This is a genomic window from Streptomyces sp. NPDC003691 (assembly GCF_053981115.1).
Window position 1 is genome coordinate 1 of sequence record NZ_JBSFNQ010000074.1, and the last position, 15,470, is coordinate 15,470.

Below are 15,470 nucleotides of genomic sequence, written 5' to 3' on the forward strand. Positions count from 1 at the left end.
TCTCTCCCCCCGGTGACGGCGACACCACCAGGGGCTTTGACCGCCTGCTCAAGTCGGGATCACGTGGGAGTGGGGTGCAGGGTCGCCCCCGCAGCCACGGGCGACAAGACCGACGCGCTTCAGGGCGGTGCATCGCACGTGGCGAGGAGGTGAGCCCGGAGGCCCACGACACACCCGAACCCAGACAAGGCCGGTGACGACCCCACGAAGCAACGGTCACAAAGCTTTTCAGCCCCGCCGGCGTTTGAGGCGCAGAAGCAGCCCGCACCGCGCGGGCAACCGGGCCCCCGGGAGACCTGGGCGCGAGGAACCCCAGCGGGAGGCGCCCCGGCCCCGCCGGCGTTTGAGGCGCAGAAGCCGCCCGCACCCCGCGGGCAAGGCACACCCCTGGGAGCGAGGAACCTCAGCGGGAGGCGCTCCTGCGGAGGGCCCGTTCGATCGTGCGCATCACGTCCGGGAGCGGCGCGTCCGTGCGGGCCACCGCCACCAGGACCTCCTCGTGCGGTTCGGACACCGTTGCCACCACGGCCCGCGGCGCCTCCGCGCCCGGCGCCCGCCCGGCCATGATCCCGGTACCGAAGGTGTCGCGGACGATCGCGAACGCGTGGTCCAGCTGGGACTCGACATCGCCCTGGCCGCCCGCCCGCAGCCACCGCCGCAGTACATGGTTGTGCGCCGTGACCACGGCGGACGCGGCGACCTCGGCCAGCAGCGGATCGTCGTTGCCGTCGTGGTGGTCGCGTTCGTCGAAGTGGCCCAGGAGATAGCGGGTGAACAGCCGCTCGTACCGGGCCACGGAGGCGATCTCGCGCTCCCGCAGCGTCGGCACCTCCCGGGTCAGCCGGTAGCGCTCGACGGAGACCGCCGGGGATGCCGCGTACATCCGCATCACTTCCTTGATGCCGCGGCAGACCGTGTCCAGGGGATGCTCGTGCGGCGGTGCCGCGTTCAGTACGGCCTCCGCGCGCACCAGGGTGTCGTCGTGGTCGGGGAAGATGGCCTCTTCCTTGGAGCGGAAGTGGCGGAAGAAGGTGCGCCGGGCCACCCCCGCGGCCGCCGCGATCTCGTCGACGGTCGTCGCCTCGTACCCCTTGGTGGCGAACAGCTCCATCGCCGCCGCCGCCAGTTCGCGGCGCATCTTCAGCTTCTGCGCGGCGGCCCGGGTGCCCGCGGCGCTCTCGGGCGCGTCCGTGGTGCTCTTGGGACGGGTCGTACGGCGACGGGGATCAGCGGGCTCGGCCATGAGCTGAACGTACTGCATCCGTGCAGGAGAGCGCGCCTTCGGTCCACTCACCGGAGGCCCCGGAGGGCCCCGCTCCCCCGGAGGGCCCGGCGCCGGGTGGTCACCGCCGGGCATACTCGCGGAAACCGCGTCCCGTCTTCCGCCCCAGACAGCCCGCCGCGACCAGATGCTCCAGCAGCGGCGCGGGCGCCAGCCCCGGCTCGCGGAACTCCTCGTACAGCACCTTCTCGATGGCCAGCGACACATCGAGCCCGACGACGTCGAGGAGTTCGAACGGGCCCATCGGATAGCCGCCGCCCAGCCGGATCGCCGCGTCGATGTCGTCGGCCGACGCATAGTGCTGCTCCAGCATCTTGACCGCGTTGTTGAGATACGGGAACAGCAGCGCGTTCACGATGAACCCGGCCCGGTCACCGCAGTCCACCGGGTGCTTTTTGACGGTCGCGGTCAGGGCGCGGACCGTGGCGTGGACGTCGTCCCCGGTGAGGACCGTCCGCACCACCTCGACCAGCTTCATCGCCGGGGCGGGGTTGAAGAAGTGCATCCCGATCACGTCCTGCGGCCGTGAGGTCGCCCGCGCGCACGCCACCACCGGCAGCGACGAGGTCGTCGTGGCGAGGATCGCGCCCGGCCGGCAGATCCGGTCCAGCGCCGCGAACAGCTCCTGTTTGACAGCGAGGTCCTCGGCGACGGCCTCCAGCACCAGATCCGCGCCGGCCAGGGCCTCCAGCGACCCCGCGGGCACGATCCGTCCGAGCGCCGCGTCCCGGGCGGCCTCCGTGGTCCGGCCCTTGGCGACCGAGCGGGCCAGCGAGGCGGCGATCCGCTCCCTGGCGGCCGCGGCCTTCTCCGCCGACCGGGCGACCAGCACGACGTCGTACCCGGCCTTGGCGAAGACCTCCGCGATGCCGCTCGCCATCGTCCCGGACCCGGCCACGCCGACGGACCGCACCTCGCGGGGCGCCGCGCCCGCCGCCGGGGCCGGGGTGAGTGCGTCGGGCACCACTTCGGCGGAGCCCGGCGCGGCGTAGGTGTAGAAGCCGCGGCCCGCTTTCCGCCCCGTCAGCCCGGCCGCGGCGAGCTGCCGCAGCACCGGCGCGGGTGCGTGCAGCCGGTCCTGCGATTCGGCGTACATGGCCTCCAGGACCGTACGGGCCGTATCGATGCCGATCAGGTCCAGCAGCGCCAGCGGGCCCATCGGCAGCCCGCAGCCCAGCCGCATGGCGGCGTCGATGTCCTCGCGGGAGGCGTAGTGCGATTCGTACATCGCGGCGGCCCGGTTCAGATAGCCGAACAGCAGTCCGTCCGCGACGAATCCGGGCCGGTCGCCGACCGCGACGGGTTCCTTGCCCAGATCGCGGGCGAGTCCGGTGACGGCGGCCACGGCGGCCGGGGCGGTCAGCACCGAGGAGACGATCTCGACCAGCTTCATCGCCGGGGCGGGGTTGAAGAAGTGCATTCCGACGACCCGCTCGGGATGCCGGGATTCCGCGGCGAGCCGGGTCACGGAGAGCGCGTTGGTGCCGGTGGCCAGGATCGCGTCCGGCCGGACGATGCCGTCCAGTTCCCGGATGACCTGCTGTTTCGTCTCGTATGTCTCGGAGACCACCTCGATGACGAGATCGGCGTCCGCGGCCGCCGCCAGGCGGGTCGCGGTCCGGAACCCGGCGAGGGCCGCCCGGCGCCGCTCCTCGGTGAGCCGCCCGCGTTCCACGGCCCGCGCGGTGGAGGCCCCGACCGCGGCGACGGCGCGGCGGGCGGCGGTCTCGCTGATGTCGATACCGATCACCTCGCGGCCCGCGCAGGCGAGCACTTCGGCGATGCCGGTGCCCATCGTGCCGAGGCCGACGACGGCCACCGTATGTGCGGCGGCGGGGGAGTTCGGGAGGTTTTCCGGCGGGTTCACGGGGTCCATCGGGTCCATCGGGGGACTCCAGGGTGGTGAGTGACGACGAGAGGAGACGCCGCGCGCCTGGCGAGGGGATGGCGGCGCGCGGCGGGCCGTGCGGGCCGGACCGTCGCGGAAGCCGGGCACGAAGCGTACGGATCGTGCCCGGGCGCGCGGCCCGAACCGGTGAGAGGTGGTGCGGGGCGGCGGACCCTGTCCCGGGGTCCCGCCGAAGGCGGCACGCGACCGACACGCGCGCCGAACTGCCGTACTCGCCGAACCGAATGCACCCGCGGCGGCTGCGTCACCAGGCCGTCGCGGTCGTGCCGGCGGGGGGTACCCGCTCACCTGAGGTTAACCGGCGGGTAACGAGCGCGCCAGACCCCGGGGAGGGCGTGAGGATGTGATCTGGGTCGCGCTCGGAAACCGGAGCGCTACGGATCGTCGCTACGCTCGGGGTATGGACGACGAGTTGCGGTCGCTGGCCCGGCGGCTGCGGAGCGAGTCGGGCGGCTCGACGGCGTACGAACGGCTGCTCGTGACGGCGGACCAGGAGGAGCTGGCGGATGTCCTCACCGCGTACGAACGCCCGCTGTGGGCGCGGGAGCTGGCCGCGTTCCGGCTCGGCAGCGCGGGGGACCGCCGGGCCTTCGAGGCACTGGTCCTGCTGCTGAACCACCGGGACCCGGAGCGCTGTACCTCCGCCGCGCACGCCCTCTACCGGCTGGCCGACCCCCGGACCCCCCGGGCGGCGGCCGCCCTCGCCACCAATGAGCTGCGGGTCGCCTATGCGCTGACGCCGGTACGGCTGCTGATCCGGCTCCGCGCCCCCGAGTCGGCCCCGGCCCTGATCACCGTGCTCCGCAGACGGCTCGCTCCGGGCGACCCGTACCGGCGGCTCGCGCTGGCCTGTGTGGAGGGCCTGGGCGCGCTGGGCGACGCCCGGGCCCGTGCGGTGCTGGACGCGGCGCTCGCCCATCCGGCGCTGGCCGCCCCGGCGTCGGCCGCGCTCGCCCGGCTGCCGGGGGAAGCGGCGGAGCCGGGCGAGTAGTGGCCGCGGGCCGGGGCGGCCGGCGCCGGGCGGCTCAGCGCGAGGTGCCCGGGTACAGCTTGGCGACCGCGGTGACGGTGGTCGTCCGGAACGCGGCCACCGTCCCGTCGGATACGTCGCCGAGCTGTCCCCAGGCCACCACGGTCACGGTGCGCCCGTCACGGCCCACCGAGTACAGCGCCGCGTCGTTCGCGCCGCCCACCGGGTCCTGGGTGTCGATGCCGTAGACATGTGCGCCCTCCTCGACCGCCAGGGCGCCGTGGTACGTGCTGCCGCCCAGCAGATCGGGGTTCCGGGCGCTCATCCGGTCGAAGCAGGTCGCGATGCTCGCCCGGAGGTTGACGACGAGCTGCTTGGCCTTCGCCTCGCTCGCCGCGACCGTGATCGTCTGGCGGGCGCCGGTGTCGAGCTCGGTGTGGAAGAGCCGGTGCTTGCTGGCGGCCCGCGGCGCGGTGTTCCCGGTGCAGAAGTCGTCGGGCAGGCCCGGGGTCACCGGGCCCGCGGTCCACGCGGTGGGTGCGGGCGGCAGCTGGGCGGCGGAGAGGAAGGCCGGTGCGGGTGCGGCGCTGGCCCAGGACAGGGCGGTGAAGGTGAAGCCCAGGGCCGCGGTGGTCACGGCGGCGGAGCGGAGCATCGTCAGATGCGTCATAAGAAGTCCCCGTTTGCTCGGTCTGAACGGCAGGATCCGTCCGAACGGCCTGCTCGGTCGGTAATCGGCCCGCTCGCCGGCCCGGTCCGGCCGACTGCTGGTGCCGGGACCAGCTTCGGGAGCACGGCGGCACGGCCACAAGGCTTCCGGCCGCCCCTGGGACGGTGGAACCATTCCACCCCCGGTGACGTGGGAGAACGCAGGGGGGTGGAATGCCGCCCCGGGACGGTCGGCGCGGCGGGACGGAGGCGGACGTGAGCACAGCGCGGGACCCGGAGGGCTCGGCCGCCGAAGCGTTCGCCCACCGGCTGCGGGAGTTGCGCGAGCAGTCCGGGCGAAGCTACGGCTCCCTGGCGCGCCGGATCGGAGTGAGCGCCTCCACCCTGCACCGCTACTGCTCGGGCGCGACGGTCCCCGCGGAGTTCGCCCCGGTCGAACGGCTCGCCCGGTTCTGCGGCCGGAGCGGCGGCGAACTGGTCGCGCTCCACCACGCCTGGGTCCTCGCGGACGCGGAGCGCACCCGCCGCCAGGAGGCGGCGACCGCCCGCGGGGCGGAACCGGCCCCGCCCGGAGCGCCCGAGCCGGGCGCGACCGGAGCTGCGGGCCCGGCCGGTGACGGCGGCGGCGATACGGGCACGGGTCCCGGTGCGGGAGGCCGTACGGCCGGCGGTACGGCGCCCGGCCCGGCCGGCGGCACCGGTACGGAGAGCGGACCCGCCCCCCGGGAGACCACCGGTACCGGCACGTTCCCCGCCACGGACACCGGCAACGACCGGCGCACCGGCGCATATGACGGAGCCGGGAGCGGACCCGCCGCGCGAAGCGGCGCCGTGGCACCGGGCCCGGCCACGGGCAGCAGCAGCGGCAGGACCCCGGGTCCCGTCACCCGGAGCGGCGGCGCCACGAGCACCGGCACCGCCGCCGAGGCGGCCGAGACCGTCGTACTCGGCGGCGGCGGGCCGCGCTCCGGGCCGCGGTCCCCGATCCGCCCGCCCGCCCGCCGGGCGGCGTACGCGGCCGGGCTGGTGGCGCTCGCCGTGAGTCTCGTCGTCGGTCTCGTCGCGTACGGCAACTCCCCGGACCGTCCGGCCGCGGCCGCGCGGCCGGAGAGCGGGGAGCCCGTGCGGCGGGGCGAGCAGGCCGGTGGCGGGGAGGGCGCCGCGTCCACCACCCGGCCCCCGGCCTCGCCGTCGACCTCGGCGGCCGCCGGGCCGTCGCGCCCCGCCGGTTCGCCGTCCACCGGGTCCGCCCGGCCGCCGCGCGGCGGTTCGCCGGACCCGAAGGACGGGGGGCCGGTCACGCCGCCCGCGGTTCCCGTGGCGGGCGCTCCCTTCACGGTGGCCACCGACCACCATCAGTGGGCGTACGGCTGCGGCCACGAGTACCTGGTCGGCCGGGGCCCGTCCGCCGTACCCCCGCCGCCCGTCGAGGCGGACGCCCCGGCCTGGGCGGGCGCCCTGGGCGCGGTGCACGGCGGGGAGACCCGGGTCCGGATCACCGTGCAGGGCACCGGCGAGCAGGCCGTCGTCCTCCACTCGCTCCAGGTGCGCACGGCGGCCCGCCGGGAACCGCCGCGCACGGGCAATGTCTACCGGATGGACCAGGGCTGCGGGGGAGTGCTCACTCCCCGCGCCTTCGAGGTGGACCTCGACCGGCGGCGTCCGCTGGCCCGTTCCGTCCCCGGCCACGGCGAGAACGGCCCGATCCCCGCGGTGTCGTTCCCCTACCGGGTGTCGGTCCGCGACCCGGAGGTGCTGCTGGTCACGGCGGAGTCCGCGCGCTGCGACTGCGACTGGTATCTGGAGCTGGAGTGGAGCAGCGGCGGCCGCCGGGGCGTCGTCCGGGTCGACGACGACGGCAGGCCCTTCCGTACGAGCGCGATCACGGGCCGTCCGGTGTACGACTACGACCCGGGCGCCCGCCGCTGGGTGGCCGCGGCCCCGGCCGGGGCGGACGCCGCCCGGCCGGAGGAGGGCTGAGCGGCGTCCCGTTCCGCGGTCCGCGGGAGCTCCCCGAGCGGGCCGCACCGCTCGGCGGCCGGGCCGGTGAAGGCCCCCGGGCTCAGTTGAAGTACGCGATGGAGGCGACCACGACCAGCTCCTCGGGCCAGTCGATGTCGATCCGGAGGTGCACGGTGTGGTCGTCCTTGGGGACCACGTTGTAGACCTTCAGGGGTGCCGCTCCCATGAAGGGCTTGCGGTCGCCGTTCGGGTCGATCTCCGCCAGGGAGACGAAGACCCGGGAGGTGGAGGTGATGAAGGGGAGCGTCGGCACGATCTGGTCGAAGACCCCCTGCCCCGACAGGGCAACCCGGTCGGTGCCCTGGTCGGGGCCCGAGGCTGCGGTCGGTCCCAGGCTGACGACCCCGTCGGGCCACTTCTCCGGTCCGGTCTTACCGTTCTGGCCGCTCATGGCATGGCCTTTCGCGTCGGTGGTGCCGGGCGGTGGCACGACGCGTGCGGGTGATGCGCGCCATTCGTCCCGTATGGAGGTCGTGAGCGTACGGAACCTCCGGACCACGGGGTCGTCACCACTCCGCCGTTGTCCTTCACCCGGCCCAGCGCGTTACGCGATCCGGTCCGGGTCGGCCGCCCGGCCCAGCGCGTTACGCGGGCCGGTCCCGGCCGGGCCCCCGTGCGTACCGCACCTCCGGGATCACGGCGCCGCCCACCTCGAAGGGCTCCTCAGCGCCGTCCGGGCGGAAGCCCGCCCGTTCGTAGAAGCGGCGGGCGCGGACGTTCCCCTTGAGGACCCAGAGCGTCATCGACCGCCGCCCGGCGGCCCCGGCACGGTCGGTCAGCTCCCCGAGCAGGGCCCGGCCCGCACCGGTGGACAGATGCGCGGGCAGCACGTAGAGCGCATACAGCTCGGCCGCTCCGGGCGCCGAGTCCGGGTCCCGGCCCGGGCCCGCGCAGCCCCAGCCGATCACGGTGCCGTTGCGTTCGGCGACGAGATGGACCACGCCGTCCGCGCGGGCGGCGAAGTGGCCGCGGAGCCGGTCGGCGGCCTCCTCGGGGTCCATGGAGTCGAGGTACGGCTGCGGCACCAGACCGGCGTAGGCGTACTGCCAGCCGCGCACCCGGACCGCGGCGACCGCGCCGCAGTCGCCGTCCGTCATCTCTCTGATCAGGGGCTCCATCAGGGCATCCTGGCCGGGGCGGGGCGCCGGTGCCAGTCCGTTTCCGCCGGTCCGGCCCGCGGCCCGGGTACCGCCCTGCCGGGCGCGGCCGGGCAGCGGGGTCACAGCAGGCTGAGCTGGGTCGGTCCGGCAGCCGCGGCCCGCGGGGCGGCCGGGTCGGGGACGGTGAGGCGGCGGGCGGCTCCGCGGCCCGAGGGGCCGATGCCGTACTCCGCGGCCAGTTCGTGCACCTGACGGGTGATCCGGCGCTGGTACCAGGTGGGGGCGTAGGCCCCGGCCGCGTACATCTGCTCGTACCGCCGGACGAGCCGCGGATGGTGCTCGGCCAGCCAGGCCATGAACCACTCCCGGGCGCCGGGCCGCAGATGCAGGACGAGCGGGGTCACCGAGGTCGCGCCGGCCGCGGCGATCGCCCGCACGGTGGTCCGCAGCTGGTCGGGGTGGTCGCCGAGGAAGGGGATGACCGGTGCCATCAGCACTCCGCAGCCGATGCCGTGGTCACCGAGGACCCGGACCACGTCGAGACGGCGTTCGGGCGCCGGGGTGCCGGGTTCGACCGTGCGCCACAGCTCCTCGTCGAGGAAGCCCACGGAGACGGAGATTCCGACCTCGGTGACCTCGGACGCCTGCCGCAGCAGCTCCAGATCACGGAGGATCAGGGTGCCCTTGGTCAGGATGGAGAAGGGGTTGGCGTGGTCGCGCAGGGCGGCGATGATGCCGGGCATCAGCCGGTAGCGGCCCTCCGCGCGCTGGTAACAGTCGACATTGGTGCCCATGGCTATGTGCGCGCCGTGCCACTGCCGGGAGCCGAGCCGGTCGCGGACCAGCTCCGGGGCGTTGATTTTGACCACGATCTGGGAGTCGAAGCCGATCCCGGTGTCGAGGTCCAGATAGCCGTGGCTCTTCCTGGCGAAGCAGTACACACAGGCATGGGTGCAGCCGCGGTACGGATTGACGGTCCATTCGAACGGCATCCGGGAGGCCCCGGGCACCCGGTTCACGATCGAACGCGCCCTCACCTCGTGGAAGGTGATGCCCCGGAACTCGGGTGTGTCGAAGGTCCGGGTGGTCACCGCGTCCGTACCGAACAGGGCGGGGTTCGCGGCGCCCCGGGCGGGGGTGGTGTCGTCGGCCAGATGGTCCCAGCGCATGGTCGGCCTCCTCGGCGGTGCTCGAACCACACAATAGAACAAGTGTTCCCATGATCGCCGGGGGGCGCGTCGGGAGCCCTGCCGCGCCGGGGCCGTGTGCCGTACGCCCGCCCCCCGGATTTGGGCCCGTGCGGACGAGGTGGTTGGCTAGCGCCACCCCCGAACAACCGAATGCTGGAGGAACGGCAATGGCGCAGGTCGAGGCCACGACGGAACGGATCATCGCGGCGAAGGCGGAGGACGTTTTCGACACTCTGGCCGACTACGAGAACAGCCGGGGGAAGCTGCTGACCGAGCACTTCAGCGAATACGAGGTCCGGGAGGGCGGCGACGGCGAGGGCACCCTGGTCCACTGGCGGCTCCAGGCCACCAGCAAGCGCGTCCGCGACTGCCTGCTGGAGGTCACCGAGCCGACGGACGGACAGCTGGTCGAGAAGGACCGCAACTCGTCCATGGTCACCACCTGGACGGTCACCCCGGCGGGCGAGGGGAAGTCCAAGGCCGTGGTGACCAGCGTCTGGAACGGCGCGGGCGGTATCGGCGGATTCTTCGAGCGGACCTTCGCCCCCAAGGGCCTCGCCCGTATCTACGACGGCGTGCTGGCCCGTCTGGCCGCGGAGGTCGAACAGTCCTGACGCCCCGCGCCGGGCCCGCCCGGGCCTCCGGCACGGTCCCGGCCGGTCAGCAGCAGGCCGGGCCGGGCGCTGTTCGCTGCCCGGCCCGGGGCCGCGCCCCGGCCGGGCCCGGGGGCCCGTACGGTCCCGGCCACCGGGGCGGGCGCCCGTGCCGCCCCGCCGCTCCGGGCCCGCCCGCCCGGAGCGGGGACCAGGCCCCCGGAGCCGTTCCCGGACTCACCGGATCGGGTGGATTTCCCGACCGCGCCCCGGTGCGCCCCGCGCATCCGCCCGCCGGGGGAAAGCCGCTGATGAGCGCCCGACGTGCGCCCCGGCCCGGCGGCCGAACGCCCCCGCGGCCCGCCTCCGCACCCCCGGCCGCCCACCCCCTCGCCCGCGCAGAATGACGCCCGCGCAGAACGTTGAACGAGGGGAGCGGACACGTGGGCGGCAGCACTCTGGTGAAAGGCGGGCAGGCCGCGCCGGCGGTCCCCGCCGGGCCCGAACCGCCCGGTCCGCCCGGACCCCCCGCCCCGCCCGGCACCGTGCTCGGCCCCCGCCGGGTCCGGCTGGTCTTCTTCGGGCTGATGCTGGCACTGCTGCTCGCCGCGCTGGAACAGATGATCGTCGCCACCGCGCTGCCGAAGATCGTCGGTGAACTCCACGGTCTGGACCGGATGTCCTGGGCCATCACCGCCTATCTGCTCACCTCGACGATCACCCTCCCCGTCTACGGCAAGCTCGGCGACCTCTTCGGCCGCAAGGGCGTCTTCCAGTTCGCCATCGTCGTCTTCGTCATCGGCTCCGCCCTCGCTGGCTGGTCCCGGACCATGGACCAGCTCATCGCCTTCCGTGCCCTCCAGGGCATCGGCGCGGGCGGACTGCTGATCGGCGTCCAGGCGATCATCGCGGATATCGTCCCGCCCCGGGACCGCGGCCGCTTCATGGGACTCATCGGCGCCGCCTTCGGACTCGCCTCCGTCGCCGGACCCCTGCTCGGCGGCTTCTTCACCGACCATGTCTCCTGGCGCTGGTGCTTCTACTTCAACGTGCCCTTCGGCCTGGTCACCCTGCTCGTCGTCAGTGTCGTACTGAAACTGCCCCGGCCCGCCCGCCGCGGCCGGCTGGACGTCCTCGGCGCCCTGCTGCTCGCCACCGCCTCCACCTGTCTGGTCCTGCTGACGAGCTGGGGCGGCACCGAACACGCCTGGGGTTCGGCCACGATCATCGGTCTGGCCGCCGGGGCCGCCGTAACGACTCTGCTCTTCCTCGTCGTCGAGGCCTACGCCCCCGAACCGATCATTCCGCTGCGGCTGTTCCGGGACTCCGTTTTCAACATCACCGGGCTCGTCGGGGCCGCCGCCGGTATCGCGCTCTTCGGCGCGGGCAGCTTTCTGCCGACCTTCCTCCAGATGGTCGACGGCGCCTCCGCCACCGAATCCGGGCTGCTGATGCTGCCCATGATGGGCGGCATCGTCATCGCGTCCATCGTCTCCGGACAGCTCATCAGCCGCACCGGCCACTACCGCGCCCACCCCGTCGTGGGCAGTCTGGTCGCCGCCGTCGGCATGTGGCTGCTCTCCCGCCTCGACGCGGACACCCCCCGCTGGGAGTACGGCATCTGGCAGGCCGTCCTGGGCACCGGCGTCGGCCTGGTGCTGCCGGTGCTGATCCTCGCCGTCCAGAACTCCGTACGCCCCGCCGACCTCGGCACCGCCACCAGCGCCAACACCTACTTCCGCCAGATCGGCGGCAGCATCGGAGCCGCCGTCTTCGGCACCCTGTTCGCCCAGCGGCTGACCGAGGCCCTCGCGGACCGGCTGCCCGGCGGCACCGGCCTCCCGGCCGGTGTCGACCCCGAGTCGGTCACGCCGGACATCGTCCGCGGGCTGCCGCCCGAGGTCCGGGACGCGTATGTCGCCGCCTACGCCGAAGCAATGCCGCGGATCTTCCTCTATCTCGTTCCCGTCCTGCTGCTCGGCCTCCTCATCGCCTGCTTCCTCAAGGAGAAACCCCTGGTGTCCCAGAACGCGCCCCTCGCCGAGACCACCGAGAGCCTGCCCTACGAGATCGCGGTCGCCGCCGTGCCCCCGGCCCGCAGCGGCACGGCGCAGCCGGCCCCGTTCGGCGTCCCGGTCTGCGGAACCGTCCAGCACTACGACGGCACCGCCGTACCGCGCGCCGCTCTGACCCTGATCGACGTCCGGGGGCAGCAGATCGGGCGCGGCGCGAGCGGCGACGACGGGCGCTACGCACTGAGCGTCCCCGGATCCGGCTCGTATGTCATGATCGCGGCGGCCGGGGGCCACCAGCCGCAGGCCGTGACGGTCACCGTGGGGGAGCGGCCGGTCGAACTCGATGTCGTCCTCGGCGGCGCGGGCCGGCTGGCGGGCGCCGTGTGCACCGCCGACGGCCTGCCGGTACGGGACGCGACCGTCACCCTCACCGATGTCCGCGGGGACGTCGTCGCCACCGCGCGCAGCGGGCGCGAGGGCGGCTATGTGATGACCGAACTGGTCGCCGGGGAGTACACGCTGGCCGCCAGCGCCCCGGCCTTCCGGCCCGCCGCGCTCCCGGTGAGCGTGCAGGCGTCCCGGGAGACCCGGCAGGACATCGAACTGGCCGGGGGCGCGGTGCTGCGCGGCACGGTACGGGCCGGCGGCGGCCGGCCGGTCGAGGAGGCCCGGGTGACGCTGCTGGACGCCGCGGGGAACGTGGTCGACACCCTCACCACGGGCCCCGACGGCACGTTCCGGTTCGTCGACCTGTCGTCCGGCGAGTACACGGTGATCGCCGCGGGGTACCCGCCGGTGGCCACGGTCCTCCAGGTCGCGGGCGGCGGCCGCACGGAACGCGACCTCCAGCTGGGCCACGCGGACTGACCCCCGACCCACTCCGGCCGACCCACTCCGGCCGGGCGGCCCCGGGCCAGGTACCCCGGGACGGCTGCCCGGCCGGAGTCGGCCCGGAGTCGTGCCGTACGGCCCCGGGCCCGGCCCCTCGGCCGCCCGGCACGACCGGCCCCGGCTGCCCGAGTTGCCCCCGCCGCCCTGCCCGCAAGAGCGCCGTGTACGCCGGATTTGCGCGGGCGCACGACCGATTCGGCCGTTGCGCCACGCACGGAGTGCCCTGCGCCGTACGGTGGTCACAGGCCGCGTAGCCCCGCGGCGCGGAAGGAGCCTCCCACCCATGGACAGTGGTGTTCCGCCGAGAGTGCCGCGGCAGCATGCCGTGGACGGCCGGATTCCGCTGGCCGTGGTCGTCGTGGACGGTGACGGCCTGGTGTCCCACTGGTCGACCGGTGCGCGGCGGCTGTTCGGCCCTTCGCGGGAGGAGGCGGTCGGCCGGGCCGCGACCGATTTACTCCCCGTCTCCGGGGCACTGGCGGAGGACGACGGCTACGGCTCCGCCGACCGGGACGGGTCCGACGGGCTCGACGGGCTCGACGACCCGGAGGAACCCGGCGACCCCGGCGAACCCACGGACGCGGACTTCGCCGGACCCGGCCTCCGCGCCTCGCTGACCGGCCGCGCCTCCTACCCGTCCGCCGGGCGGGCCCGGCTCTCCGAACCCGGCCGGGACCGGGTGGACGTGCTCTGGTGGGCCTATCCCATGGTCGGCCCCGGCCCCGAGCGGCTGATCGTCCTGGCCGCCGACGCCGACCAGTTCGCCGCCCCCGGCCCGGGCGCGGAGGACCGTACCGCCGCCGACGGCATCGAGCGCATCAGCCCCGCCTTCGCCCTCCACACCGACTTCCCCGGCGCCGACGACCTCGCCCGCGGACTGCCCGCGATCCTCCCCAGCATGAGCGTCACCGAGGCGACCCGGATCGTTTCCCAGATCCTCGAACTGGGCTATCCGGTACTGGAGTTCAGCCATCACGACCGGGTTCCGGTCACCGCCGACTGGGGTGTGCCGCGGCGCGCCGAGCGGCGGGCGCGGCGCCGGGCCGCCGAGGCCGCGGCCGCCGCCGGGCACACCCTGGACGAGCAGGCCAGGGCGGTGCTCGCCGAGGACCTCGAATACGCCGCCGTACGGGAACGGCTGGAGTTCCTCAACGAGGTCAGCGGACGGATCGGCTCCTCACTGGACCTGGCCCGCACCATCCACGAGGTCAGCGCCACCGTGGTGCCCCGCTTCACCGATGTCGCGGGCACCTATCTGCGCGAGCAGGTCGTCGCGGGCGAGGGCTTCCCCGACGGGCCGCCGGACACCACCACGATGTGGCACCGGGTCGCCGTCGAGCACGTCGACGAACCCGGCCGCTGGGACGACGTGGTCCCGGTCGGGGAGTCCATGCCGTTCCCCGAACACACCCCGTTCTTCCAGTGCATGACCACCGGCGACCCGGTGCTGGTACCGCGGATCAGCGAGCAGATGGGCACCGCCATCGCGTCCCAGTTCGAGAAACGGGACATCCGGCCGCTGATCAACGGCCGGTCCATGCTGGTGGTGCCGCTCAAGGCCCGCAATGTGGTGCTCGGCTTCATGATCCTGTTGCGCCATCCGGAGCGGGCCGAGTTCAACGATATGGACCGGGTCACCGGCGCGGAGCTGGCCGCCCGGGCCGGGCTCGTCCTCGACAACGCCCGGATGTACACGTACCAGGAGAACGTCGCCGAGACCCTCCAGGACTCGATGCTGCCGCAGGTGCCCGCGCGGATGGCGGGCTGCGACACCGCCACCCGCTATCTGCCCGGCACCCTCCTCGGCCGGGTCGGCGGCGACTGGTTCGACTCGGTCAAGCTCCCCGGCTCCCGGGTGGCCCTGGTCGTCGGCGACGTGATGGGACACGGGCTGAACTCGGCCGCCATGATGGGCCAGCTGCGCACCGCCGTACAGACCATGGCCGCCCTCGACCTGCCGCCCGGACAACTGCTGCGGAACCTCGACGACCTCGCCCAACGCCTCGGCGAGAACTACCTCGCCACCTGCCTCTACGCGGTCTACGACCCGATCCGGCACGAGCTGGTCATCGCCAACGCCGGACATGTGCCGCCGGTGCTGGTGCGGGCCGCCGACGGCCGCAGCGAACTGCTCGAACTGCCGACCGGCGCGCCCATCGGCGTCGGCGGGGTGCCGTTCGAGAGCCGGCGGATCCGGGTGGCGCCCGGGGACCGGCTGGTGATGTGCACCGACGGGCTGGTCGAAATGCGCGGCGAGGACATCGGCGTGGGGCTCGCCACGCTCTGCGAGTCCGCCGCCCATCCGGCGGCCTCGATGGACGACGCCTGCGACACCATCATCCGGGCCCTGAACACCCGTGGCGGCCGCAAGGACGACGTCGCCCTGCTGATGGCCCGGCTCAACGGCATCCCCGCCGAGTCCGTCGCCGTCTGGGAGCTGTCGCTGGAGCCCCGGGAGGCCGCCCGAGCCCGCCGTCTGGTCCGCGGCCAGTTGCGCCACTGGGGCCTCGACGCCATCGGCGCCACGGTCGAACTGCTGGTCGGCGAAATCGTGGCGAACGCCGTGCGGCACGCGTCCGGGCGCCGCGCCGAACTGCGGCTGGTCCGCGCCGAGACCCTGCTCTGCGAACTCGCCGACGAGGACCACACCCTGCCGGCCCTGCGCGACGCGGGACCCGGGGACGAGTCCGGCCGGGGACTGCGGGTGGTCAGCTCGCTCGCCCGGGCGTGGGGCACCAGCCGTACCCGGGACGGCAAGACCGTCTGGTTCGAGACCGGCCTCCGGTAAATCCTCCAACTCTCCGCACCGCGCTCCGGCGAAATCGTACG

General features: G+C 74.3%; 11 protein-coding genes. 5 read left to right on the forward strand and 6 right to left on the reverse strand.

Annotated elements, in window-relative coordinates:
• Nucleotides 1-403: 403 nt before the first annotated feature.
• Together ACWDR0_RS26975 and ACWDR0_RS26980 are read right to left on the reverse strand one after the other, a co-directional pair.
• On the reverse strand, nt 404-1,243 hold the full coding sequence (locus ACWDR0_RS26975) for a TetR family transcriptional regulator (protein WP_456354371.1): 840 nt from the start codon (nt 1,241-1,243) through the stop codon (nt 404-406).
• 100 nt (nt 1,244-1,343) lie between these two features.
• Complete coding sequence (locus tag ACWDR0_RS26980; protein WP_456354399.1) at nt 1,344-3,158, reverse strand: 3-hydroxyacyl-CoA dehydrogenase family protein; 1,815 nt, start codon at nt 3,156-3,158, stop codon at nt 1,344-1,346.
• Between the two features lie 433 nt (nt 3,159-3,591).
• Here ACWDR0_RS26980 and ACWDR0_RS26985 point away from each other — a divergent pair, with 433 nt between their 5' ends.
• Nucleotides 3,592-4,182 (forward strand): adenylosuccinate lyase, encoded by a 591-nt coding sequence (locus tag ACWDR0_RS26985; protein ID WP_456354372.1) that lies wholly within the window; start codon nt 3,592-3,594, stop codon nt 4,180-4,182.
• 34 nt (nt 4,183-4,216) lie between these two features.
• Here ACWDR0_RS26985 and ACWDR0_RS26990 read toward each other — a convergent pair whose 3' ends face one another.
• Nucleotides 4,217-4,831: a hypothetical protein gene (locus tag ACWDR0_RS26990; RefSeq protein WP_456354373.1), complete on the reverse strand. Its 615-nt coding sequence runs from the start codon at nt 4,829-4,831 to the stop codon at nt 4,217-4,219.
• 254 nt (nt 4,832-5,085) lie between these two features.
• On the opposite strand from ACWDR0_RS26990, the gene ACWDR0_RS26995 reads away from it, so the two are divergent.
• A complete protein-coding gene (locus ACWDR0_RS26995; RefSeq protein ID WP_456354374.1) occupies nt 5,086-6,810 on the forward strand; it encodes a helix-turn-helix domain-containing protein in 1,725 nt (574 codons plus the stop codon).
• Nucleotides 6,811-6,892: 82 nt separating this feature from the next.
• Here the strand turns inward: ACWDR0_RS26995 and ACWDR0_RS27000 are convergent, their stop codons facing one another.
• From ACWDR0_RS27000 to ACWDR0_RS27010, 3 genes are all read right to left on the reverse strand, one after another.
• Nucleotides 6,893-7,243, reverse strand: coding sequence for a hypothetical protein (locus ACWDR0_RS27000; RefSeq protein ID WP_456354375.1), 351 nt, complete (start codon nt 7,241-7,243; stop codon nt 6,893-6,895).
• A gap of 193 nt (nt 7,244-7,436) precedes the next feature.
• Nucleotides 7,437-7,970: an N-acetyltransferase family protein gene (locus tag ACWDR0_RS27005; protein WP_456354376.1), complete on the reverse strand. Its 534-nt coding sequence runs from the start codon at nt 7,968-7,970 to the stop codon at nt 7,437-7,439.
• 101 nt (nt 7,971-8,071) lie between these two features.
• Nucleotides 8,072-9,121, reverse strand: coding sequence for an Rv2578c family radical SAM protein (locus tag ACWDR0_RS27010; RefSeq protein ID WP_456354377.1), 1,050 nt, complete (start codon nt 9,119-9,121; stop codon nt 8,072-8,074).
• 188 nt (nt 9,122-9,309) lie between these two features.
• On the opposite strand from ACWDR0_RS27010, the gene ACWDR0_RS27015 reads away from it, so the two are divergent.
• The 3 genes from ACWDR0_RS27015 to ACWDR0_RS27025 all read left to right on the forward strand — a co-directional run bounded on the left by ACWDR0_RS27015 (nt 9,310) and on the right by ACWDR0_RS27025 (nt 15,429).
• Nucleotides 9,310-9,756 carry an SRPBCC family protein gene (locus ACWDR0_RS27015; protein ID WP_456354378.1) on the forward strand — a complete coding sequence of 149 codons (447 nt, stop codon included), beginning with the start codon at nt 9,310-9,312 and terminating at the stop codon, nt 9,754-9,756.
• Nucleotides 9,757-10,178: 422 nt separating this feature from the next.
• Nucleotides 10,179-12,617 (forward strand): MFS transporter, encoded by a 2,439-nt coding sequence (locus ACWDR0_RS27020; protein WP_456354379.1) that lies wholly within the window; start codon nt 10,179-10,181, stop codon nt 12,615-12,617.
• 307 nt (nt 12,618-12,924) lie between these two features.
• Complete coding sequence (locus ACWDR0_RS27025; protein WP_456354380.1) at nt 12,925-15,429, forward strand: ATP-binding SpoIIE family protein phosphatase; 2,505 nt, start codon at nt 12,925-12,927, stop codon at nt 15,427-15,429.
• Nucleotides 15,430-15,470: the final 41 nt, after the last annotated feature.